Source organism: Sphingomonas sp. R647 (assembly GCF_020177055.1).
Lineage (GTDB): Bacteria > Pseudomonadota > Alphaproteobacteria > Sphingomonadales > Sphingomonadaceae > Sphingomonas.
In genome coordinates this window covers 12,691-32,546 of record NZ_JAIQXT010000011.1, presented here as the reverse complement: position 1 = coordinate 32,546, position 19,856 = coordinate 12,691, and the positions used below count along the sequence as shown (strand labels likewise).

The window sequence follows — 19,856 nt, the reverse complement described above, 5'->3', positions numbered from 1 at the left end:
ACGCTCACTCTTCGCTTCGGGGTCGGGTCAGAACAGGCCGGGCTGTTCGGGCTTGTCTTCAGCATAGGGCTTGCCGCCGCTGCGCTCAACCCGCGCGTCCACGGGACCATCGCGGAAATGCAGCGTCAGCGCACCGGCGGCGCGTGCGTCCGCCGCGCTGGCGATCACCTTGCCGGTCGCCTTGGCGCCGACGCGAACATAACCGCGCTGCAGCAGGTTGTCGGGATTAACCGCGTCCAGCAGCTTGCCCGCGCCCTCAAGCCGGTGCCGCAGCCCTTCCAGCTTGCGCTCCAGAACGGCAGGACGCAGTGCCCCGGCGGCGCGGTCGAGTACCCCGCGCGCCACCGTCACCCGCCGCTCCAGCCCGCGATCGAGCCGCGCGCCGATATCGTCCGCCCGCTGCCGTTGCGGCCCGAGCAACGCGTCGCGGCGTGGCAGCACACGGACCAGCGCCTGCAACTGCTCGCCGCCGCGTGAATGGTACCGCCGCACGCAGCGCTCGGTCCGCAGCGCCAGCGTGGCGATCGCGTTGGCCAGATCGGCGCGCACCGGCACGGCCATTTCCGCCGCAGCGGTGGGGGTCGGCGCACGCACGTCCGCCGCGAAATCGCACAAGGTAGTATCGGTCTCATGCCCGACCGCCGAGATCACCGGGATGCGGCACGCCGCGACCGCGCGCACCACCGGCTCCTCGTTAAATGCCCATAGATCTTCGATCGACCCGCCGCCGCGCGCGACGATGACCAGATCCGGGCGCGGCACTGGCCCGTCGAGCGGCATCGCATCGAATCCGCGCACCGCCGCCGCAACCTCCGCCGCCGCACCATCGCCTTGCACCTTCACCGGCCAGACCAGCACGCGCGTCGGGAAGCGGTCGGCGAGGCGGTGGAGGATATCGCGGATCACTGCGCCGGTGGGCGATGTGACAACGCCGATCACGCGCGGGGCGAACGGCAGTGGCTGCTTGCGCGACACGTCGAACAGCCCCTCGCCAGCCAGCTGCGCCTTCAGCTTCTCGAATAGCGCCATCAGCGCGCCTTCGCCGGCCAGCTCCATCCGGTCGATCACGATCTGATATTTCGACCGCCCCGGATAGGTGGTGAGCTTGCCCGTCGCGACGACCTCGATCCCGTCCTGCGGGCGAAACGGCAGCCGGTCCGCCGCGCCGCGCCACATCACGCCGTCGATCACCGCATCGGCGTCCTTCAGCGCGAGATAGACATGGCCCGACGCCGCGCGCTTATATCCCGAAATCTCGCCGCGCAGCCGGACATGGCCGAACTCGCCCTCGACCATCCGCTTCAGCTTCTGCGACAATTCGCCGACCGACAGCGGCGCATCATTGTCCCCCTCCCGCCCCTCGGCTAGGAGCCGCCCGGAAATTGAACCGCCATCGATATCGTCGAAGGGATCTGACATGAACGTCCTGTTGCTTGGGTCGGGTGGCCGCGAACATGCGCTCGCCTGGAAGCTCGCGCAATCGCCCCGGCTCGATAGCCTGCATGCGATCCCCGGCAACCCCGGAATCGCCGATCATGCGGTCTGTCACGACGTAAAGCTGACCGATCACGCGGCGGTGATCGACTTCTGCCGCGCCCACGCGATCGGCTTCGTCGTGGTCGGCCCCGAAGCGCCGTTGGTCGATGGCCTCAGCGACGCCCTGCGTGTCGCTGGCCTGCCGGTGTTCGGCCCGAGCCAGGCGGCTGCCCAGCTGGAGGGGTCGAAAGGCTTCACCAAGGACCTGTGCGCGCGCGAGAATATCCCGACCGCAGGCTATGTCCGCGTGCGCGACCTGGACACCGCCCGCGCGGTGCTGGCGCGCGACTTCGGGCGACCGGTCGTGATCAAGGCTGACGGCCTCGCCGCAGGCAAGGGCGTGACCGTCGCCATGAGCGAAGACGAGGCGCAGGCCGCGATCGCCGCGATCTTTGAAAAGCCCGGTGGCGAAGCGGTGATCGAGGAGTTTCTGGACGGCGAGGAAGCGAGCTTCTTCGTCATCACCGACGGCACGAACTTCGTTACCTTCGGCTCGGCGCAGGACCACAAGCGCGTCGGCGATGGCGACGTTGGGCCGAATACAGGCGGCATGGGCGCGTATAGCCCCGCCCCGGTGCTGACGCCCGCGCTCGAAGCCGAGGCGATCGAAACGATCATCAAACCGACGATTGCCGGGATGGCCAAGGCCGGGACCCCCTATTCGGGCGTGCTCTATGCCGGACTGATGCTCACCCGCACCGGCCCCAGGCTGATCGAATACAACGCTCGCTTCGGCGACCCCGAATGCCAGGTGCTGATGATGCGGCTGGAGGATGACCTGCTCGATCTGATGTGGGCGACCGAGGCGGGGACACTCGCTGACCGTGCGGCGCCGCGCTTCAGCGCCGGCACCGCGCTCACGGTGGTGATGGCTGCGAGCGGCTATCCCGGCACCCCCAAGGCCGGCGGCGCAATCGGCGGCATCGCTGCAGCCGAAGCGACCGGCGCGAAGGTGTTTCAGGCGGGCACCCGGCTGGACGACGGCACGCTCGTGGCAGCTGGTGGGCGTGTGCTGACCGTCACCGCCACCGGCGCAACCGTCACCGAGGCGCAGGCCGCCGCCTATCGCGCGGTCGATGCGATCGACTTCCCCACCGGCTTCGCCCGCCGCGACATCGGCTGGCGCGAAGTAGCGCGGGAGCGGGGCTGACGTCGAATTCTGACACTTTCGGTCAACCGATGTAACATTATCACCTGTTCATCTGCGGCTCATCCGGACGGGCGCACGCCTTGGCGCTCCATCGCGACCAAGGGGACCGCATATGCACCGCACTGCCGCGCTCGTTTCGCTCTCGCTGCTGCTGGGTGCAGCCGCCCCGCCCCCGCTCGCTGCGCAAGTCCGCCCACCGGCCCCACCCCGCGCCGACAATGACTCGCCGGTGCGGTGCAAGATCGGCAGCGGCGGATATCGTCCAGGGTCTGCAATGCCCCAGCGCCGCTACTTCGCCGCGCCGCCAGCCCCGCCGCCGCCACCGATGGTGTCCGCGCCAGCACTTCAGTCGGTCGTACCCGGATCTGCGGCAGACTCCGCACGGATGAAGATCGCGCCGGGCTATGCCGCCACGGCCCCCTATGGTGCCGCCGACAATCGCGAACGCTATGAGGGCAAGGAGGTCGCCGCGATCCAGTCGGTCGCGACCGCGCCGGTCTCCACCTTCTCGGTCGATGTCGACACCGGCGCCTACTCCAACGTCCGCCGCTTCCTGCAAAAAGGGCAGACGCCCCCGGCCGAAGCAGTGCGGACCGAGGAGATGATCAACTATTTCCGCTACGATTACCCCATGCCCGCATCGCGGCAGCAGCCGTTCAGTGTCACCACCGATGTCGCGCAAACCCCGTGGAACCCCGACACTCGCCTCGTCCGCATCGGGCTGCGCGGCTATGACGTGACCGCGCAGGGGCGTCCCGCCGCCAACCTCGTCTTCCTGGTCGATGTGTCGGGGTCGATGAGCAGCGACGACAAGCTGCCCTTGGTCAAGCGCGCGCTGACGATGCTCGCCGACAAGCTCACGCCCAAGGACCGCGTCTCGATCGTCGTCTATGCCGGTGCTGCGGGCGTGGTGCTCGACCCGACCTCCAGTCCGAAGCACATCCGCGCGGCGCTCGACTGCCTCGAAGCCGGTGGGTCGACCGCCGGGGCGGCGGGGATCCAGCTCGCCTATGACATCGCCAGCGCGAATTTCATCAAGGGCGGGATCAACCGCATCTTCGTCGCCACCGATGGCGACTTCAACGTCGGGGTCAGCGACAACAAGGCGCTGGAGGCGATGGTGAAGAAGTATCGCGACACCGGCGTCACCCTGACCACGCTCGGCTTTGGCGAGGGCAATTACAACGAAGCGCTGATGGAGCGCATCGCCGACCTCGGCAATGGCAACTACGCCTATATCGATTCGGCGATGGAGGCGCAGAAGGTGCTCGACGACGAGCTGTCCGCCTCACTCTTCACCATCGCCAAGGATGTGAAGGTGCAGGTCGAGTTCAACCCGGCACAGGTCAGCCAGTACCGCCTGATCGGATACGAGAACCGCGCACTGGCCGAGGAGGATTTCGACAATGACGCGGTCGATGCCGGCGACATCGGTGCGGGGCATCAGGTGACCGCGATCTACGAAGTGGTCCAGGCGGGCGGCAAGGGCTGGCTTCCCGACCGCCGCTACGACGGCAACCGTCCGACCGCGCCGACCGCGTCGGGCCGCGAATTGGCCTTCGTCAAATTGCGCTACAAGCTGCCGGGCGAGGAGGCGTCGCGGCTGATCGAGCGGCCGGTTCCGGCATCGTTGCTGCGCACCGCGTCGGCGCCGCGCGGCGACATGGCGTTCGCCGTGGCGGTCGCGGCGCTGGGTCAGAAATTGCGCGGCGACAAATATCTCGGCGGCTACAGCTACGCTGCGATCCGGGGGCTCGCGGGCAATCCGCAGGGCTATTGGCGCAACGAATTCCTCAAGCTCGCCCAGCTCGCGGCGGTGCAGGAAGTACGCAGCGCGTCGAAGGAGTGACGGGCCCGATCAGCCGCTTCGCGCATTTCGTCTAGGCAATGACGCGGGGAGGCCTGACCGATGGACGAAAAACCGTATGTTCCGCCGGCGGGGATTGCCGAGACCTTCGCCTGGGTGACGGTCTCGCACATGATCCTGATCGCGATCCTTGCCGCGGGTGCAATCACGATCCTCTGGTGGGGCAATCGCCTGCGTCGTCAGCGGAAGCAGGCGCGCGAGGAGGCAGAACGCGCGGCTGAAGAACGCGAAGCCGAGAATTAGTCCGCGACTTCGCTTACCAGCAGCTTGTCGATCTTGTGCCCGTCCATATCGACGATCTCGAACCGCCAGCCCTGCTCGATAAAGCTCTCACCCTCATTGGGCAGCCGCTTGAGCACCGCCAGCGCGAGCCCGGCGACCGTCGCATAGTCGCGATCCTCGGGCAGTTCGATCTTGATCCGGTCGGCGAGCGCGTCGGCGGCAAGCTGGCCCGATACCAGCAGCGACCCGTCGTCGCGCACGGTAATCGACGGATTGTCGCCCGCATCGACATCGGACAGGAAATCGCCCGCAATCGCCGCAAGCAGATTGGCGGGGGTCACGATCCCCTCGAAATGCCCATATTCGTCATGGACGAAGCCCATCGGCACCGCCGCACGGCGGAGCGCGCCGAGCGCGTCCATCGCATCGACCTGATCGGGTAGCACCGGCGCCGGTTGCGCCAGCGCGCGCAGGTCGAGCGGGCGCCCCTCGATCAGCGCGGTCACTACGTCGCGCGCCTGCACCACGCCGATCACCGCATCGACCGAGCCGTCTGCAACCGGCAGGCGCGTGTGCGGGGTTGCCGCAAGCGCCGCGCGAATCGCGGTTTCGTCGAGATTGACGTCGATCCAGTCGACATCGGTACGCGGCGTCATCACTTCCCGCACCGGCCGGTCGGCGAGGCGGACGACACCCGAGATAATCGAGCGCTCATGCTCTTCGATCACGCCCGAATGCGTCGCTTCGGCGAAGATCATGTGCAGCTCTTCGGCGGTGACGCGATTCTCGGATTCGCGGTTGAGCCCGAGCACGCGGAAGACCAGCGCGCTGCTCTTGTCGAGCACCCAAACGATCGGCGCGGTGATCCACGCCAGCCACAGCATCGGCGTCGCCACCAGCGCCGCGATCGGCTCGGGCGAGCGCAGCGCGAACTGCTTGGGCACCAACTCGCCCATGATGAGCGAAGCATAGGTGGTGAAGGCGATGACGATGGCGAAGCCGATCGTCTCGGCCAGCTGGGTCTCAACCCCCAGCGCCTCGATCCGTGCAGCCATCGGCATGCCCAGGCTCGCACCCGAATAGGCGCCGTTGATGATGCCGATCAGGGTGATGCCGATCTGGACGGTCGACAGGAACTTGCCAGGGTCGGACGCCAGGTCGAGCGCGGTCTGCACTCCGCGACGGCCGCTGCGCAGCATCGCTTCGAGCCGCGCCTTGCGCGCCGACACGATCGCAAGCTCGGACATGGCGAACACGCCGTTGAGCGCGACCAGTGCGAGAATGATCGCGACATCGATCCAGGGTATGGGGGGAAGTGGGTCCATTGGCCTGCATCCCCCATAGTCGCATTCAGCCCCGTTTCACAACCGGCGATTCAAAACACATCGGTGCGCAAGCGGAACAAGGGCCTTCCCGGGCCGTTTGTCGCGCGAAAGTTCAAGGAGGTTTAAATGCGTATTCCCACCAACTGGGCCGTGATCCCCGCCGTCGCCGCACTGGCGCTGACCGGCGCCTGCGTGACCGATCCGGTCACCGGCCAGCAGCGGATTTCGAAGGCCGGAATCGGCGCGATCGGCGGCGCGCTGGGCGGCTATCTGCTCGGCGACATCGTCGGTGGCCGCCGTGACCGGACCGAGAAGATTGTCGGCGCGGGCATCGGCGCGGTCGCGGGCGCGGCGATCGGCAACTATATGGACCGCCAGGAGCGCGAGATTCGCGAACGCACTGCTGGCACCGATGTCGAGGTGATCCGCCGCGGCGACGACCTGATCCTGTCGATGCCATCGGGCATCACCTTTGCGACCGACAGCGCAACCGTGCAGTCGCAGTTCCGTCCGACGCTCGACAAGGTCGCCGACGTGCTCGACCGCTACAACCAGACGTACGTCGATGTGTACGGCCACACCGATTCGACCGGGTCGGACAGCTATAACCAGGGCCTGTCCGAACGCCGCGCGGGCGCAGTCGCCGACTATCTGGTGTCGCGCGGCGTCGAGGCCGCCCGCCTCGAAACGCTCGGCTATGGCGAAACCCAGCCGATCGCATCGAACGACTCGGTCGAAGGTCGCGCGCAGAACCGCCGCGTCGAAATCAAGATCGTCCCGATTCGGGAAAGCGACATGCGCTGAACTTGAGAGCAGCTTACCCTCTCTCCGCTTGCGGGGAGAGGGAGATTACCGCCGCGCGGCGAAGAACTCGCGCAGCAAAGCCGCCGCCTCGCCCTCACCGATCCCCGGATAGACTTCCGGGCGGTGATGGCAGGTGGGTTGAGTAAAGAAGCGCGGGCCATGCTCGACCGCGCCGCCCTTGGGGTCGCTGGCGCCATAATAGAGGCGGGCGATTCGGGCATGGGCAATGGCGCCGGCGCACATCGCGCACGGCTCCAGCGTCACCCACAGATCGCAATCCTCTAGCCGATCGCGGCCCAGCGCCTGTGCGGCGGCGCGAATCGCCAGAATCTCGGCATGGGCGGTCGGATCGTGCAACGTGCGCGGCGCATTGGCCGCGACCGCGACCACCCGCTCGCCCTGCATCACCACCGCCCCGACCGGCACTTCGCTCGTCTCGGCGGCGGCCCGGGCAGCGTCGAGCGCAGCGCGCATGGGTTCGGGCAGCGGGAACATGCGGTCGCTATGCCCGAAGCAGCGACGGCCCGCCACTGCGCGCCGCCGCCCTGTTAGATTCGGGGATTACTTGGCCGCCGGGGTCGGCTGAGCCTTCTCGACCTCAACGGTCGGCACCTGGATCGTCTTGTTCTCCATGGTGATGGTCGGCACCTGGATCGTCTTGTTGGTTGTGCCCATGCCGACATCGCCGACATCGGCCGCGAGGCTCGGCGCCTTGCCGCCTTCGAACTTGACCGTCGGGAACGAACCCGGCTGCATGTTGATGCTAAGCATGCCGAGTGACATCAGCACCACGACCACCACGGCCGCCAGGCCGAGAATTGCTAGAAGTCCACGCATCGAGTCCGATCTCCCTGTTCGAATCGTTTGCGAAATAACGCATCGTTGACCATAGGGGTTGCGTGCACGATACGATACAAGGCGATGCACGGTTGACGAAATCGCCCTGCCCCGTTATCGGGCCGCTCTTTCCCGGCATTGCCGGACAGGCCAGAAACCTAGGATCGAACCATGTCGCGCATCTGCGAACTGACCGGCAAGGGCCGGCAGGTGGGACACAATGTTTCCCACGCCAATAACAAGACCAAGCGTACCTTTCTGCCCAACCTGCAGAATGTGACGCTGATGTCCGAAGCGCTTGAGCGCTCGATTCGTCTGCGCGTGTCGACGCACGGCCTGCGCTCGGTTGAGCATAATGGCGGCCTCGACAACTGGCTGCTCAAGACCGGCGACGACAAGCTGTCGCTGCGCGCGCGTCGCCTGAAGCGCGAGATCGTCAAGAAGGCGGTTGCCGCGGCCTGATCCCTTCGGGGTTCGCCGTCACTGATCGGCCCGCCCCCATCCGGGATGCGGGCCGTTCGGCGTTTTTGCGAATCGTGTAGGTTGGTTTTCAGCTTCGCTGAATCGGCACCGACCCGCTCCCCCACCAGGCCACCCATCGAAGATACCTTGTGGGCGGCCGGGTGGGGGACCGGGCCGGTGCCGGCTAACCCAAAACGACTTTAGCCGCACCCTTTCGCGCTAGATATCCAGCCGGAACTTGAGCAGCAGCGAGCGTTGCGCCGGCCATTGGTTATCATCCGACGCAATCCACAGAATCGTGTCCCTGCCCTCCCGCACCACTGCCAGCGCCTCGAAATTGTCGTGTCGCACCGGCGATTCGAATCGCGCGATCTCACGCCCCGTGACGACCGCGCCGGGCCGGATCGCGGCGCGCGGGACCAATGTCAGCGCCGCCGTAAAGGCACTCGAAACGGCAAATCGGCGGTTGAGGATCGCGATTCGCCCATCGGGGAGCTCAGCCATATCGGTTGGCTTGAAACCGCGCGAAGGGCGATAGCTGAAGGTAAAGCCGTGGCGCGGTGCCTTCACAGGATCGCTGTTGAACGCCAGCCCCCGCACAGTGCCCTTCACGCTGCCCCGGCGATCCTCGGCCAGCACGACGAATCGGCCATCCCGCAAGCGGACCATGGCCTCGGCACCGCCATTGCTCGACCATTTCACCATCGCCGGAGGTGCGGAATGCGCCTGCGCCGCAGCAAAACCGGGGGCATAGCGCCAGATTTCATTCGCCCGCTCAAATCCCACCCAGAGCTGACCGGTCGCAGGATCGCGCGTCAGCGATTCGCTGTCGCGCTCGCGCTTGTGCCATCCGCGGCCCGGGCCGGCGGGCAGCGCGGCGAAACGCACCGCGCGCGGGGTCCAGTCTCCGCCCATCACGAACGACACGATGTTTCCGCCGTCGCTGAGCAGGGTGAACCGCTCACCCTCCACCATCATCGCCGAAAAGCCCCCGAACGCTGGCCCCGGCCCGTGCAGTTCGACCCCGCCCAGATAGGTCAGTCCGCCCAGCTTCGTGCGCGCGGGATCGCGTCGATCCAGCACGACCTGCTCCACCCGGAACGCCGCAGCGTCGGGTAGCAGCGGCAGCCGGGGCTCGCCCGACCAGTCGGGAACGAACAGCAGCACCAGCAGGATCGACAGAAGGATGCGCATCGCCGCCCCTTCATAACGGCCGCAATCGTGCCGCAAAGCTGAACCTCAGATAACAGCGTCGTTCAGCCAGCGCTCAACGCCGTTCATCTAAATGACAGCCAAGCTGTTCCGCGGCGTATTTCGCGGACCTGCCCGACATGCCGGTGCGATCCGAACGCCCTGCCCGATTTCCCGTGTTGCGTACCGGGACAGGGCACTCCCCCCTTGGGCGCTACGGCCGCACCGGCACCCCCTCCCGTGACGATGTCGCAACAACCCTGAACGGCGGATAACGAGCGCATTCAGGCATCGCTCAACCCAATTGTGCGAATCCCTTGTTCAACGAATTGCACGAACAAGGAGACACAGCATGTTCAAGAAGCTTTCCCTGATCGGCGCCGCGCTGGCGATGACCGGCACCGCGCTTGTCCCCGCGACTGAAGCAGCAGCACAGAGCCGCTACGAGCATCGCGATGATCGCGGCTATCAGCGTGACGGCTATCGCGACGGCCGCGGCTATCAGCGCGATGGCTATCGCGAATATCGTCGGGGCGACCGCCGTTATAACTATCGCTCGCGCGCGGCCGAGAAGTGCCGTGACGGCGACGGCGGCACGATCGTCGGCGCGATCGCCGGTGGCCTTGCCGGTAATGCGATCGCAGGTCGCGGCGACAAGACCCTCGGCACCGTCCTGGGCGGCGTGGTCGGCGCCCTTGCCGGACGCGAGATCGACCGGTCGGATCGTCCCGGCTATTGCCGCCGCTAAGGCCTCAACATGCGTGATTGAATTGGGCTGGCCTCCATCCGGGGGCCGGCCCTTTTCATGTGAACCACTTGGCGGCTGGCGCGTTGAGCGGCGATGCTGAAACCTTGCAATGATTCTGCGCATCCGCTGGCGGAGCGCTTTCGCGCGTTCGTCAAATCGACCGAATTCCCCTGTGTGGGCGCGAAGTCCGCGCTTAGCCGCGACCGGATGCGGTTCGTGGTCAGCAAGGATATCGGGTCGGCCTGGGACGATCTGCGCATCCTGCCCAATCTGCACGACCTCGCCGCCAGCTATCGCGCCGAACCCGAGCTGTTTCAATCGCTCGTGGTGCTGTTCGAGCAGGATCGCGAACTCGACGAATCGGCATTCGAGACCAATTTGTGGGCGCGGCTGCAATCGCTGACCGATAAGGACGAATGGCTCGGGCAGGAGGCAGATCCGCGCGTCAGCCATGATCCCGATGACCCGCATTTCTCGCTCAGCTTCGGCGGCGAGGCGTTTTTCGTGGTCGGCCTGCACCCGCAGGCGAGCCGCCCGGCACGCCGCTTCGAACGCCCCGCGCTGGTGTTCAATCTGCACGACCAGTTCGAACAGCTGCGCGCGCAGGGGCGCTACGAGAAATTGCGCGATTCGATCGTCGCACGCGACGTTGCGCTGGCGGGCGAAGCCAATCCGATGCTCGCGCAGCACGGCACCGTGTCCGAGGCGCGCCAATACAGCGGCCGGATGGTCGACCCCGAATGGCGCTGCCCCTTCCGCGGACGGGAAGGCGCGCAGGATGCCGCATAGAATCGAACCGCGCTCCGGCGTCGCCTTCGAACTGCCGAAGGGCGCGTTGCTGACCGTCACCGACCCGACCGGCGAACAGGTCGCGGACCTGCTGGCCTTTCGCAAGGACGATGTCGGCGAGGTGATCTCGTCGGGCCGGACGCTGGACTATGCCAGCCGCATCTATCTGACGACCGGCGACAAGCTCTATTCGAATCGCAGCAACGTGCTGCTCGAGATCGTTGAGGACGATGTCGGGCGGCATGATTTCCTGCTGACGCCGTGTTCGAAGGACACGTTCCGCATCATCTATGGCGACACCGATCCGCATCGCGGCTGCTTCGGCAACCTGGCCGCCGCGCTGGCGCCTTATGGCGTCGCGGAGGACATGATCCCGACCGCGTTCAATTGCTTCATGAATGTGCCGGTCGATGGCGCGACGGGCGAATTGCGCGTCGATCCGCCGCTGAGCAAGGCGGGCGACCGGATCGTTTTTCGCGCGGAAGAGGATCTCGTGATCGGGCTGACCGCATGCTCGGCGCTGCAGTCGAATAACGGGTCGTTCAAGCCGATCGACTGGGAAATAACGCCGCCGGAGTGACCCGGCGGCGTTCTGAACTCAGTTTCCGGTCGGGAAGCCACGGCGCTTGAACAGCGCATTGACGTCCGGATCGCGACCGCGGAATGCCTTATAGGCTTCCTTGCGGTCGGTTTCATTGCCTGTTTCCAACAGGATCGTGCGGAACTTGTCCGCCGTTGCCTTGTCCCAGACATTCCCCGCGCCTTCGAACGCGGCCCAGGTGTCAGCGTCCATCGTCTCCGACCACAGGTAGCTGTAATAGCCCGCCGAATAGGCGTCGGACGAGAACAGGTGATTGAACTGCGGTAGGCGGTGCCGCATCACGATTTCCTTCGGCATGCCCAAAGAAGCGAGCGTGTCGCGTTCGAACGCGTCGGGATCGGTTACCGGCGTTTCGCGATTGTGGAGTTGCATGTCCACAATGGCGGATGAGAGATATTCGACCGTGTCGAAGCCCTGGTTGAAGGTCGACGCCTTCTCGATCTTCTCGACCAGCGCCGCCGGAATCACCTCGCCGGTCTTGTAGTGCTTGGCGAAGCGGTTGAGCACGTCGGGGGTCAGCAACCAGTTTTCGTTCACCTGGCTCGGATATTCAACGAAGTCGCGCGGCGTGCCGGCGAGGCCCGGATAATAGACATTGCCGAGCAGGCTGTGCAGCGCATGGCCGAATTCGTGGAATAGCGTCGAGGCGTCGTCGATGCTGATCAGCGTCGGCTCACCGCCACCGCCCTTGGTGAAGTTGTTGTTGTTCGACGCCAGCACGATGGTGTCGCCGCGCAGCCCCGACCGGCTGCGATAGCTGGTCGCCCACGCCCCCGAACGCTTGCCGGCACGCGCGAAATTGTCGAGGTAGAAGACGCCGACCGTCTTGCCCAAACGCTTGACCTCGAACGTCCGCACATCGGCCTGGAACACCGGGATCGTGCCGGTATTTTCCTTGAATTCAAGGTCGTAGAGCCGCCCGGCGGCGTAGAACATGGCGTTGACCATGTTGTTGAGTTCAAGATACGGCTTCACCTCGCTCTCATCGAGGTCGTACTTCGCCTTGCGGACCTTCTCGGCGTAGAAACGATAGTCCCAGCCCTCGATCTTGATCTTCGGCCCCTTGCCCGCCGCCGCTTCGGCATCGGCCAGCGCCTGCATGTCGGCGACCTCTTGGCGGACCCGGCCGACCGCGGCGGGCCAGACCGACATCATCAGCTTGGTCGCGTTCTCCGGCGTTTCGGCCATGGTGTCGTCCATGCGGTAATGCGCATGGGTCTTGAAGCCGAGCACCTTGGCGCGCTCCTGACGCAGCTTCAGGATGTTGGCGATGATCGCGTTGGTATCGGTCGCGCCGCCATTGTCGCCGCGATTGATATAGGCGTTGTACACCTTCTCGCGCAGCGCGCGGTTGGTGGCGTACATCAGGAAGGGCTGCATCGATGAGCGCGTGTTCTTGATCGCCCATTTGCCCGCCGCTCCGCGCGCCTTGGCTTCTTCGGCCAAGCTCGCCTTGAAGCTGTCGGGCAGGCCAGCCAGGTCCGCCTCGTTATCGATGAGGATCGCGGTTTCTTCGTCCGCCAGCACGCGCCGGCTGAATTCGGTGAAGGCGACCGACAGTTCGCCGTTGATCCGCTTGATCTCCGTCTTCTGCGCCTCGTTCAGCAGCGCGCCCGAGGTCACATAATCGCGATAGCTGCGCTCGAGCAGGCGCATCTGCTGGGCATTGAGGCCGAGCGTCTGGCGCTTGTCGTAGAGCGTCTTCACCCGTGCGAACATCTTGGGATCGAGGCTGAGTTCGGTCGAAAAGGCCGACAGCTTCGGGCTCCATTCGCGCGCGATCTTCTGCACCTCGGGGCTGGCGAGGTTGCTGGTGTACACGCCCCACACCGGGAAGACGCGCGACAATGCGCCGGTCATCTTGGCTGGTGCCTCGATCGTGTTGGCGAAGGTCGGCGCCTCGGGATTGTCGCGCACCTTGGCGAACATCGCGCGCGCCTCGGCCATGCCCTGTTCAAAGGCGGCGGGGAACATCGCCGGGGTCACCTTGTCCCACTGCGGAACGCCGTCGAACGGGCCGGGCCAGGTGTCGATCATCGGCGCGGGATCCACGGTTGCGGTGGCAGGGGCAGCGGCCGGCGTCTGGGCCGCAGCGGGCAGAATCGACAGGAGCGAGGCGGTGGCGAGCAGGATCGCGCCGGAAACGGGCTTCATGAACTTCCCCTGGGAAATGGTGTGATAGGCCGATGATACGGCCCGATCATCGCTTGGCAAGCTTGACTCGACGAACGGTTAGAACAAAATAGGAACAGTTTTCCCCGAGTCGGAGTTTGAAGGCCGCACCATGGCCGATCCCGCGATCATCAACCAGCTGCGCGAAACGCTCGGCGCGATCGAAGGCACCGGCTTTCGCCGTCGCCCGGTGCTGCCCTTTGGCATGCAGCGGCTCGACGCGCGACTGGCCGATGGCGGGCTGCGGCTCGATGCGCTGCACGAGGTGGCGGGGGCGAGCGCCGATCTGACCGACGATGCCGCCGCGACGCTGTTCGTAGCGGGGATCGCCGCGCGCGCCTGGGGACCGGTGCTGTGGGTGGTGCGGCGGCGCGACCTGTTCGCGCCGGGCCTGTATCAGGTCGGCCTCGCCCCCAAGCGCGTCCTGTATGCCGAAGCGTCGGACGATGACGAATTGCTCGCGATCATGGAGGAAGGGCTGCGCCATCGCGGTCTGGGTGCCGTGGTCGGCGAAGCGCGGCGCGTGGCGATGCCCGCGACCCGGCGGCTGCAGCTGGCGGCGGAGGGCGGGCGCACCATCGCGCTGTTGATGAAGCGCCACCCGCGTCAGGGCGGCGATCCGCTGGCCGCACCATCGGCGGCGGTGACACGCTGGCGGGTGGGTTGTGCCCCCTCGTCTCCCCTGCCGGTCGAGGGGGTCGGGCGGGCGCGCTGGGAACTGAGCCTTGCCCGGCAAAAGGGGGGCGATCCTTTCAACATCCAAGTGGAGGCGTGCGATGAAACGGGTCGCTGCGCTCTACCTGCCCGACTGGCCAATCGAACGGCTGCGGCAGGCGGAGCGGACCGCACAGTCGTCGCCGCCTGAGGCCACGCCCGGCGCGCAGCTGGACGCGCTGCGCACCGCTGCGGCGGCGGAACAGGAACAGGCATGCTCGGTCCCGCGCGGCGGCGGCTGGCGTCCCGGCGCGCGCTGGGCGCGGGAGGAACGCGCGCGCCAGATTGCGGAATTGCCCGCGCATCAGCGGCCGTCGCCGCGCGAGCTGGGGCGCCGCGAGGAAGCGGCGGGAAATCCGTTTCGGCCGATGCAGTCGGATGAGGTGCGTAGCCAGGTTCCGGCGGGGGAGCCGCCGATCCAGTTCCTCCCCCAGCTTGCTGGGGGAGGGGGACCATCGCGCAGCGATGGTGGAGGGGCCGCGCCGCAGGCGCGGAATGTGAGGCAGCCGTCCCCCGCCGCTGCGCCGCGGCCCCTCCACCCCGCCCTGCGGGCGCGGTCCCCCTCCCCCAGCAAGCTGGGGGAGGAATTGGCACCCCTCCTCACCTCGATCCGCACCGGCAATCGCGTGCTGGTCGCCGCCGCCTGCCCGGCCGCGCGCGCGCTGGGTGTCCGGCCGGGCATGGCGGTGACGGAAGCGCGGGCCTATGGCTCCGGGCTCGATATCCGCCCTGCCGATCCGGCAGGCGATCTTGCCGCACTCCATCGCCTTGCGTTGATGGCGGCGCGGCGCTGGGCGCCGAGCGTCGCGGTCGAGGACGCCGATACGTTGCTGATCGACCTGACCGGAGTCGCGCATTTGCATGGTGGCGAGGCGCGGATGGCGCGGCGCATCGTGCGGCTGCTGGCGCGGCGCGGCTATACCGCACGGATCGCCATTACCGACACGCCGGGCGCGGCGTGGGCGCTGGCGCATTTCGCCGCGCGCGATGCCGTGCTGATCTGTCCCCCCGGCCAGCATACCGCCGCGCTCGCCCCGCTGCCGATCCCGGCGTTGCGCGTCGATCCGGCAGCGGTCGAGCTGCTGCGCCGGCTGGGCGTCGAGCAGATCGGGCCGCTCGCCGCGATGCCGCGCGCGCCGCTCGCCCGGCGCTTTGGCGGGGGGCTGGTCACCCGGCTCGAACAGGCGCTGGGCACTCTGCCCGAGCCGCTCGATCCCGTCATTCCGCGTGAGGCAATCGCGGTGCAGCGCCGCTTTGTCGAGCCGGTCGCGACCGCCGAGGGGATTGCGCACTGGATTGGCGCGCTGGTCCCCGAACTCTGCGCCGCGCTCGAAGCGGCCGGGCTGGGCGCGCGCGCGGTCGAGCTGGTTGCCGAGCGGGTCGATGGCGTGCCGCAACGCATCCGCATCGGCCTTGCGCGTGCCAGCCGAGATTGCCTGCATCTGATCCGCCTGATCGCGCGTCGGATCGAGGATGTGGAGCCGGGCTATGGCATCGACGCCATCACGCTGCACGTTCGCCGCGCCGAGCCGCTGGCGGCCCAGCCGTTCGACGAGCGGCTGGACGAGGAAGCGAAACCCGACCTCGCCCCGCTCGCCGACACGCTCGCCACGCGCATCGGCCCGCGCCGGCTATGGCGCAGCCGCCCGGTCGAAAGCGACGTGCCCGAACGCAGCGTCGGGCGCGACGGCGTGCTCGACCCGCCCGAGCGCAGCGGGCCAAAGGTCCGGCCGGGCGATGTCCGCCAACTGCTCCGCGCCGCGCCGCCCGATCCCTGGCGCCCCGACTGGCCGCGCCCGGCGCGGCTGCTCGCGCGGCCCGAGCGGCTCGACCATGTCCTCGCCGAACTGCCCGACCAGCCGCCGCGCCGCTTCACCTGGCGCGGGCGCACGATCCGCGTGGTGCGCGCCGACGGACCCGAGCGGATCGCCGGCGAATGGTGGCGCCGCGCCGCCGAGACGCATGCCGTGCGCGACTATTTCCGGGTCGAGGATGAGGGCGGCCACCGTTACTGGCTGTTCCGCCGCGGCGATGGCGAGCGCGGGGTGACTGGCGATTTGTCCTGGTATCTCCACGGGCTGTTCGGGTGAGCTACACCGAGCTGCAGGTCACGAGCCATTTCTCGTTCCTGCGCGGCGCGTCTTCCCCGCTGGAGCTGTTTTCTGCCGCCGCGCTGATGGGGCATGCGGCGCTGGGCATCACCGACCGCAATTCGCTGGGCGGCGTGGTGCAGGCGCTGTTCGCGTGCGACGAACTGGGCAAGCAGGGGGTGGCGATCCGCCCGGTCTATGGCTGTCGCCTCGACCTCGCCGATGGTGCGTCGGTGCTGGTGTGGCCTCAGGATCGCGCGGGGTGGAGCCGCCTCACCCGCCTGCTGACGCTGGGCAAATCGCGGGTCGATGCGCAGCACGGGGAAAAGGGGCAGTGCATCCTGCATTGGGAGGATGTCGCCGGCTATTGCGACGGGCTGGTCGGCGCGCTGGTGCCGCGCGATGTAGAGGGCGATCTGGCGTGGATGGCCGATCTGTTCGGTGCGTCCGGCCATGTCTGCATGACCGCGATGCGCCGCCCGAACGAGGCGGTGCGGCTGAATGCGGTGCATGAGGATGCGCGGCGCTTTGGGCTGGTCCCGCTCGCAACCGGGGACGTGCTGTACCATCATCCCGACCGGCGGATGCTGCAGGATGTGGTGACTGCGATCCGCGAAGGCTGCACGATCGATGCGCTGGGGCTGAAGCGCGAGCGGAGTGTCGACCGCCACCTCAAATCGCCCGAGGCGATGGCGCGGCGGTTTGCGCGCTGGCCCGATGCGGTCCATGCGAGCGCGACGATTGCCGAGCGCTGCAGCTTTTCCCTCCGCGAATTGCGCCACCAATATCCGCAGGAAGAGGTGCTGGCGGGACAGACGCCGCAACAGGCGCTGCGCATCCTCGCCACCAACGGCTTGCGCCAGCGCTTTGGGGGCAAGCCGTCACAGGCGCATCTCGACCTGCTCGAGCATGAGCTGGGGCTGGTCGAGCAGATGGGCTATGCCCCCTATTTCCTCACCGTCAATTCGATCGTCCAGTTCGCGATCAGCCAGCAGATATTGTGCCAGGGGCGCGGGAGCGCGGCCAATTCGGTGATCTGCTTTGCGCTCGGCATCACCTCGATCGATCCGGTGAAGCATCAATTGCTGTTCGAGCGGTTCATCAGCACCGAGCGGCGCGAACCGCCCGATATCGATGTCGATTTCGAGCATGAGCGGCGCGAGGAAGTGATCCAGTGGATCTATGACAGCTATGGCCGCGACCATGCCGCGCTGACCGCGGTGGTCAGCCGGTTTCGCACGCGCGGCGCGGTGCGTGAGGTGGGCAAGGCGCTGGGGCTGCCCGAGGATCTGACCGGGGCGCTGTCGAGCCAGGTATGGGGCTGGTCGAGCGACGGGGTGCCGGAGGAGCATGTTGCGGCGCTGGGGCTGGATCCGGGCGACCATCGCCTCGCGCTGACCCTGTCCCTTGCGCGCGAGCTGATCGGGACGCCGCGGCATTTGTCGCAGCATCCCGGCGGCTTCGTGCTGACGCGTGATCGGCTGCACGATCTGGTCCCGGTCGAGCCCGCCGCAATGATCGATCGGCAGGTGATCGAATGGGAGAAGGTGGACCTCGAATATCTCGGCTTCATGAAGGTCGATATTCTGGGCCTTGGCATGCTGGGGTGCATGCGGCGGTCGTTCGACCTGCTCGCCGCGCACAAGGGCGTGAGCCTGACGATGGCGTCACCGGTGATGCAGGACGATGATCCGGCGACGTTCCGCATGATCCGTCAGGCCGATACGCTGGGCGTGTTCCAGATCGAAAGCCGCGCGCAGATGTCGATGCTGCCGCGGATGAAGCCGGTCGATTTCTACGACATCGCGATTCAGGTCGCGATCGTGCGGCCGGGGCCGATTCAGGGGAATATGGTCCACCCCTATTTGAAGCGGCGGCAGAATCCGGCGCTGGTCGACTATCCCTCGCCTGCGCTGGAAACGGTGCTGAAAAAGACGCTGGGCGTGCCGCTGTTTCAGGAACAGGCGATGCAGGTGGCGATCGTCGGCGCCGGCTTCAGCCCGAGCGAGGCGGACCGGCTGCGCCGCGCGATGGCGACGTTCAAGTCGACCGGGGGGATCGGCCCGTTCGAAACGAAGCTGATCGAGGGGATGCTGGCCAACGGCATTGCCAGCAGCTTTGCCGAACGGCTGGTCGAACAGATCAAGGGCTTCAGCAATTATGGCTTTCCCGAAAGCCATGCGGCGAGCTTTGCCAAGATCGCGGTCGCGTCATGCTGGATGAAGTGCCACCACCCGGACATCTTCTGCGCGGCGTTGCTCAACTCCCAGCCGATGGGATTTTATGCCCCCGCGCAGATCGTTCGCGATGCGCGCGCGCATGGGGTGGAGGTGCATGCGGTGTGCATCAACGCCAGCGGCTGGGACACCGCGATGATCACGGACCAGCCCAACCGCCGCCCGCGCCACGCCGCCTATTGGGGCGATGATGCGGGCTGGGCGGGGTTGATGCCGTTGCGGCTGGGAATGCGCGTGGTGCACGGGCTGGCGCAGGGGGATGCCGAGGCAATCCTGGCGGCGCGGCGCGCGGGGCCGTTTACGGGGATCGAGGAGCTGTGGCGGCGATCGGGGGTGAAGCCGGCTGCACTCGAACGGCTGGCGCGCGCCGATGCGTTTGTGGCGCTGGGGCTCAACCGGCGGCAGGCGCTGTGGGCGATCAAGGGGTTGGCGAACAAGCCGCTCGACCTGTTCGCCGCCGCCGATCTGCGCGAGGGGCGGACGCGGGCCGAGAGTATCGAGGCGCCGGTCGCGCTGGTGCCGCTGACCGCTGGGCGCGAGGTGGTGGAGGATTATCGCGCGACGCAATTGTCGCTGCGCGCCCACCCCCTGTCCTTCCTGCGCGGCAAGCTGGCGGCGCGCGGCATCCGGCCGTGCGGCGACCTGACCGGCATGAAGGACGGCGCGCGGGTCGAGGTGGCGGGGCTGGTGCTGGTGCGCCAGCGGCCGGGCAGCGCCAAGGGCGTGGTGTTCGTCACGCTGGAGGATGAAAGCGGCATCGCCAATGCGGTGTTGTGGTCCGACCGCTTCGAGCACTATCGCCGCACCGTGATGACCGCGACGATGCTGGGCATTCGCGGCCGGGTGCAGCGCGAGGGGATCGTCATCCATCTCGTCGCCGACACGATCACCGACCTGTCGCCGATGCTGCGCGACATCGGCGAGATCGACCTGCCGCGCATGACCATGCCCGGCGACGGCGCCACCCATGGCGGCGGCCCCGACCCGCGCGACGCCGGACCGCGCTGGCCTGGTCCGTATGACAGCAGCCATTGGCGCGGCGGTGAGGCGATCCCGGTCAAGTCACGGGATTTTCACTAGGTCGTAGCTTGATCAAGCGGACGGGCTGCTA

Annotated in this window: 17 protein-coding genes; 11 read left to right on the top strand and 6 right to left on the bottom strand. The window is 67.2% G+C overall.

The genetic code is table 11. The features are described 5' to 3' along the window. Nucleotides 1-27: 27 nt before the first annotated feature. A complete protein-coding gene (xseA, locus tag K9B35_RS19965) occupies nucleotides 28-1,419 on the bottom strand; it encodes an exodeoxyribonuclease VII large subunit (protein ID WP_224923765.1) in 1,392 nt (463 codons plus the stop codon). Here xseA and purD point away from each other — a divergent pair. From purD to K9B35_RS19950, 3 genes are all read left to right on the top strand, one after another. Further along, on the top strand, nucleotides 1,418-2,686 hold the full coding sequence (gene purD / locus K9B35_RS19960) for a phosphoribosylamine--glycine ligase (protein WP_224923764.1): 1,269 nt from the start codon (nucleotides 1,418-1,420) through the stop codon (nucleotides 2,684-2,686). The genes xseA and purD overlap by 2 nt on opposite strands. A 112-nt stretch (nucleotides 2,687-2,798) precedes the next feature. Next, nucleotides 2,799-4,535, top strand: a complete 1,737-nt coding sequence (locus tag K9B35_RS19955) for a vWA domain-containing protein (RefSeq protein WP_224923763.1) — start codon at nucleotides 2,799-2,801, stop codon at nucleotides 4,533-4,535. Nucleotides 4,536-4,595: 60 nt separating this feature from the next. Continuing rightward, a complete protein-coding gene (locus K9B35_RS19950) occupies nucleotides 4,596-4,796 on the top strand; it encodes a hypothetical protein (RefSeq protein ID WP_224923762.1) in 201 nt (66 codons plus the stop codon). On the opposite strand, the gene K9B35_RS19945 is transcribed toward K9B35_RS19950, so the two are convergent. Then, nucleotides 4,793-6,100, bottom strand: coding sequence for a hemolysin family protein (locus K9B35_RS19945; RefSeq protein WP_224923761.1), 1,308 nt, complete (start codon nucleotides 6,098-6,100; stop codon nucleotides 4,793-4,795). The two genes, K9B35_RS19950 and K9B35_RS19945, sit on opposite strands and share 4 nt — an antisense overlap. A gap of 126 nt (nucleotides 6,101-6,226) precedes the next feature. On the opposite strand from K9B35_RS19945, the gene K9B35_RS19940 reads away from it, so the two are divergent. Next, nucleotides 6,227-6,904 carry an OmpA family protein gene (locus K9B35_RS19940; protein WP_224923760.1) on the top strand — a complete coding sequence of 226 codons (678 nt, stop codon included), beginning with the start codon at nucleotides 6,227-6,229 and terminating at the stop codon, nucleotides 6,902-6,904. Nucleotides 6,905-6,949: 45 nt separating this feature from the next. On the opposite strand, the gene K9B35_RS19935 is transcribed toward K9B35_RS19940, so the two are convergent. Both K9B35_RS19935 and K9B35_RS19930 read right to left on the bottom strand, forming a co-directional pair. Then, the gene (locus K9B35_RS19935) at nucleotides 6,950-7,378 is read right to left on the bottom strand and encodes a nucleoside deaminase (protein ID WP_224923781.1); all 429 of its coding nucleotides are present in this window, start codon (nucleotides 7,376-7,378) and stop codon (nucleotides 6,950-6,952) included. Nucleotides 7,379-7,465: 87 nt separating this feature from the next. Then, a complete protein-coding gene (locus K9B35_RS19930) occupies nucleotides 7,466-7,741 on the bottom strand; it encodes a hypothetical protein (RefSeq protein WP_224923759.1) in 276 nt (91 codons plus the stop codon). A 171-nt stretch (nucleotides 7,742-7,912) separates the two neighbouring features. On the opposite strand from K9B35_RS19930, the gene rpmB reads away from it, so the two are divergent. Continuing rightward, nucleotides 7,913-8,203, top strand: a complete 291-nt coding sequence (gene rpmB / locus K9B35_RS19925; RefSeq protein WP_224923758.1) for a 50S ribosomal protein L28 — start codon at nucleotides 7,913-7,915, stop codon at nucleotides 8,201-8,203. Nucleotides 8,204-8,422: 219 nt separating this feature from the next. Here rpmB and K9B35_RS19920 read toward each other — a convergent pair whose 3' ends face one another. Continuing rightward, nucleotides 8,423-9,397, bottom strand: a complete 975-nt coding sequence (locus tag K9B35_RS19920; RefSeq protein ID WP_224923757.1) for an esterase-like activity of phytase family protein — start codon at nucleotides 9,395-9,397, stop codon at nucleotides 8,423-8,425. A gap of 349 nt (nucleotides 9,398-9,746) precedes the next feature. Here K9B35_RS19920 and K9B35_RS19915 point away from each other — a divergent pair, with 349 nt between their 5' ends. The 3 genes from K9B35_RS19915 to K9B35_RS19905 all read left to right on the top strand — a co-directional run bounded on the left by K9B35_RS19915 (nucleotide 9,747) and on the right by K9B35_RS19905 (nucleotide 11,511). Continuing rightward, a complete protein-coding gene (locus tag K9B35_RS19915; RefSeq protein ID WP_224923756.1) occupies nucleotides 9,747-10,142 on the top strand; it encodes a glycine zipper 2TM domain-containing protein in 396 nt (131 codons plus the stop codon). A gap of 93 nt (nucleotides 10,143-10,235) precedes the next feature. Further along, on the top strand, nucleotides 10,236-10,931 hold the full coding sequence (gene gntA / locus K9B35_RS19910; RefSeq protein ID WP_224923755.1) for a guanitoxin biosynthesis heme-dependent pre-guanitoxin N-hydroxylase GntA: 696 nt from the start codon (nucleotides 10,236-10,238) through the stop codon (nucleotides 10,929-10,931). Next, nucleotides 10,921-11,511, top strand: coding sequence for a DUF1989 domain-containing protein (locus K9B35_RS19905; protein WP_224923754.1), 591 nt, complete (start codon nucleotides 10,921-10,923; stop codon nucleotides 11,509-11,511). The genes gntA and K9B35_RS19905 overlap by 11 nt, the downstream gene beginning before the upstream one ends. A gap of 18 nt (nucleotides 11,512-11,529) precedes the next feature. Here the strand turns inward: K9B35_RS19905 and K9B35_RS19900 are convergent, their stop codons facing one another. Continuing rightward, on the bottom strand, nucleotides 11,530-13,686 hold the full coding sequence (locus K9B35_RS19900; protein ID WP_224923753.1) for a M3 family metallopeptidase: 2,157 nt from the start codon (nucleotides 13,684-13,686) through the stop codon (nucleotides 11,530-11,532). A 130-nt stretch (nucleotides 13,687-13,816) separates the two neighbouring features. On the opposite strand from K9B35_RS19900, the gene K9B35_RS19895 reads away from it, so the two are divergent. The 3 genes from K9B35_RS19895 to K9B35_RS19885 are packed head-to-tail and all read left to right on the top strand — an operon-like array spanning nucleotide 13,817 to nucleotide 19,825. After that, nucleotides 13,817-14,569 (top strand): ImuA family protein, encoded by a 753-nt coding sequence (locus K9B35_RS19895; protein ID WP_224923752.1) that lies wholly within the window; start codon nucleotides 13,817-13,819, stop codon nucleotides 14,567-14,569. Continuing rightward, nucleotides 14,481-16,508: a DUF6504 family protein gene (locus K9B35_RS19890; RefSeq protein ID WP_224923751.1), complete on the top strand. Its 2,028-nt coding sequence runs from the start codon at nucleotides 14,481-14,483 to the stop codon at nucleotides 16,506-16,508. Before K9B35_RS19895 ends, K9B35_RS19890 begins: the two co-directional genes overlap by 89 nt. Continuing rightward, on the top strand, nucleotides 16,505-19,825 hold the full coding sequence (locus K9B35_RS19885; RefSeq protein ID WP_224923750.1) for an error-prone DNA polymerase: 3,321 nt from the start codon (nucleotides 16,505-16,507) through the stop codon (nucleotides 19,823-19,825). Before K9B35_RS19890 ends, K9B35_RS19885 begins: the two co-directional genes overlap by 4 nt. The last annotated feature ends 31 nt before the right edge of the window (nucleotides 19,826-19,856 follow it).

Coding starts and splice junctions, on each gene's coding strand:
- rpmB (WP_224923758.1), top strand. CDS start 7,913: ATGTCGCGCATCTGCGAACTGACCGGCAAGGGCCGGCAGGTGGGACAC.
- K9B35_RS19915 (WP_224923756.1), top strand. CDS start 9,747: ATGTTCAAGAAGCTTTCCCTGATCGGCGCCGCGCTGGCGATGACCGGC.
- K9B35_RS19950 (WP_224923762.1), top strand. CDS start 4,596: ATGGACGAAAAACCGTATGTTCCGCCGGCGGGGATTGCCGAGACCTTC.
- gntA (WP_224923755.1), top strand. CDS start 10,236: ATGCTGAAACCTTGCAATGATTCTGCGCATCCGCTGGCGGAGCGCTTT.
- K9B35_RS19955 (WP_224923763.1), top strand. CDS start 2,799: ATGCACCGCACTGCCGCGCTCGTTTCGCTCTCGCTGCTGCTGGGTGCA.
- K9B35_RS19930 (WP_224923759.1), bottom strand. CDS start 7,741: ATGCGTGGACTTCTAGCAATTCTCGGCCTGGCGGCCGTGGTGGTCGTG.
- K9B35_RS19945 (WP_224923761.1), bottom strand. CDS start 6,100: ATGGACCCACTTCCCCCCATACCCTGGATCGATGTCGCGATCATTCTC.
- K9B35_RS19905 (WP_224923754.1), top strand. CDS start 10,921: ATGCCGCATAGAATCGAACCGCGCTCCGGCGTCGCCTTCGAACTGCCG.
- K9B35_RS19890 (WP_224923751.1), top strand. CDS start 14,481: ATGAAACGGGTCGCTGCGCTCTACCTGCCCGACTGGCCAATCGAACGG.
- K9B35_RS19900 (WP_224923753.1), bottom strand. CDS start 13,686: ATGAAGCCCGTTTCCGGCGCGATCCTGCTCGCCACCGCCTCGCTCCTG.
- K9B35_RS19895 (WP_224923752.1), top strand. CDS start 13,817: ATGGCCGATCCCGCGATCATCAACCAGCTGCGCGAAACGCTCGGCGCG.
- K9B35_RS19920 (WP_224923757.1), bottom strand. CDS start 9,397: ATGCGCATCCTTCTGTCGATCCTGCTGGTGCTGCTGTTCGTTCCCGAC.
- purD (WP_224923764.1), top strand. CDS start 1,418: ATGAACGTCCTGTTGCTTGGGTCGGGTGGCCGCGAACATGCGCTCGCC.
- K9B35_RS19935 (WP_224923781.1), bottom strand. CDS start 7,378: ATGCGCGCTGCGCTCGACGCTGCCCGGGCCGCCGCCGAGACGAGCGAA.
- xseA (WP_224923765.1), bottom strand. CDS start 1,419: ATGTCAGATCCCTTCGACGATATCGATGGCGGTTCAATTTCCGGGCGG.
- K9B35_RS19940 (WP_224923760.1), top strand. CDS start 6,227: ATGCGTATTCCCACCAACTGGGCCGTGATCCCCGCCGTCGCCGCACTG.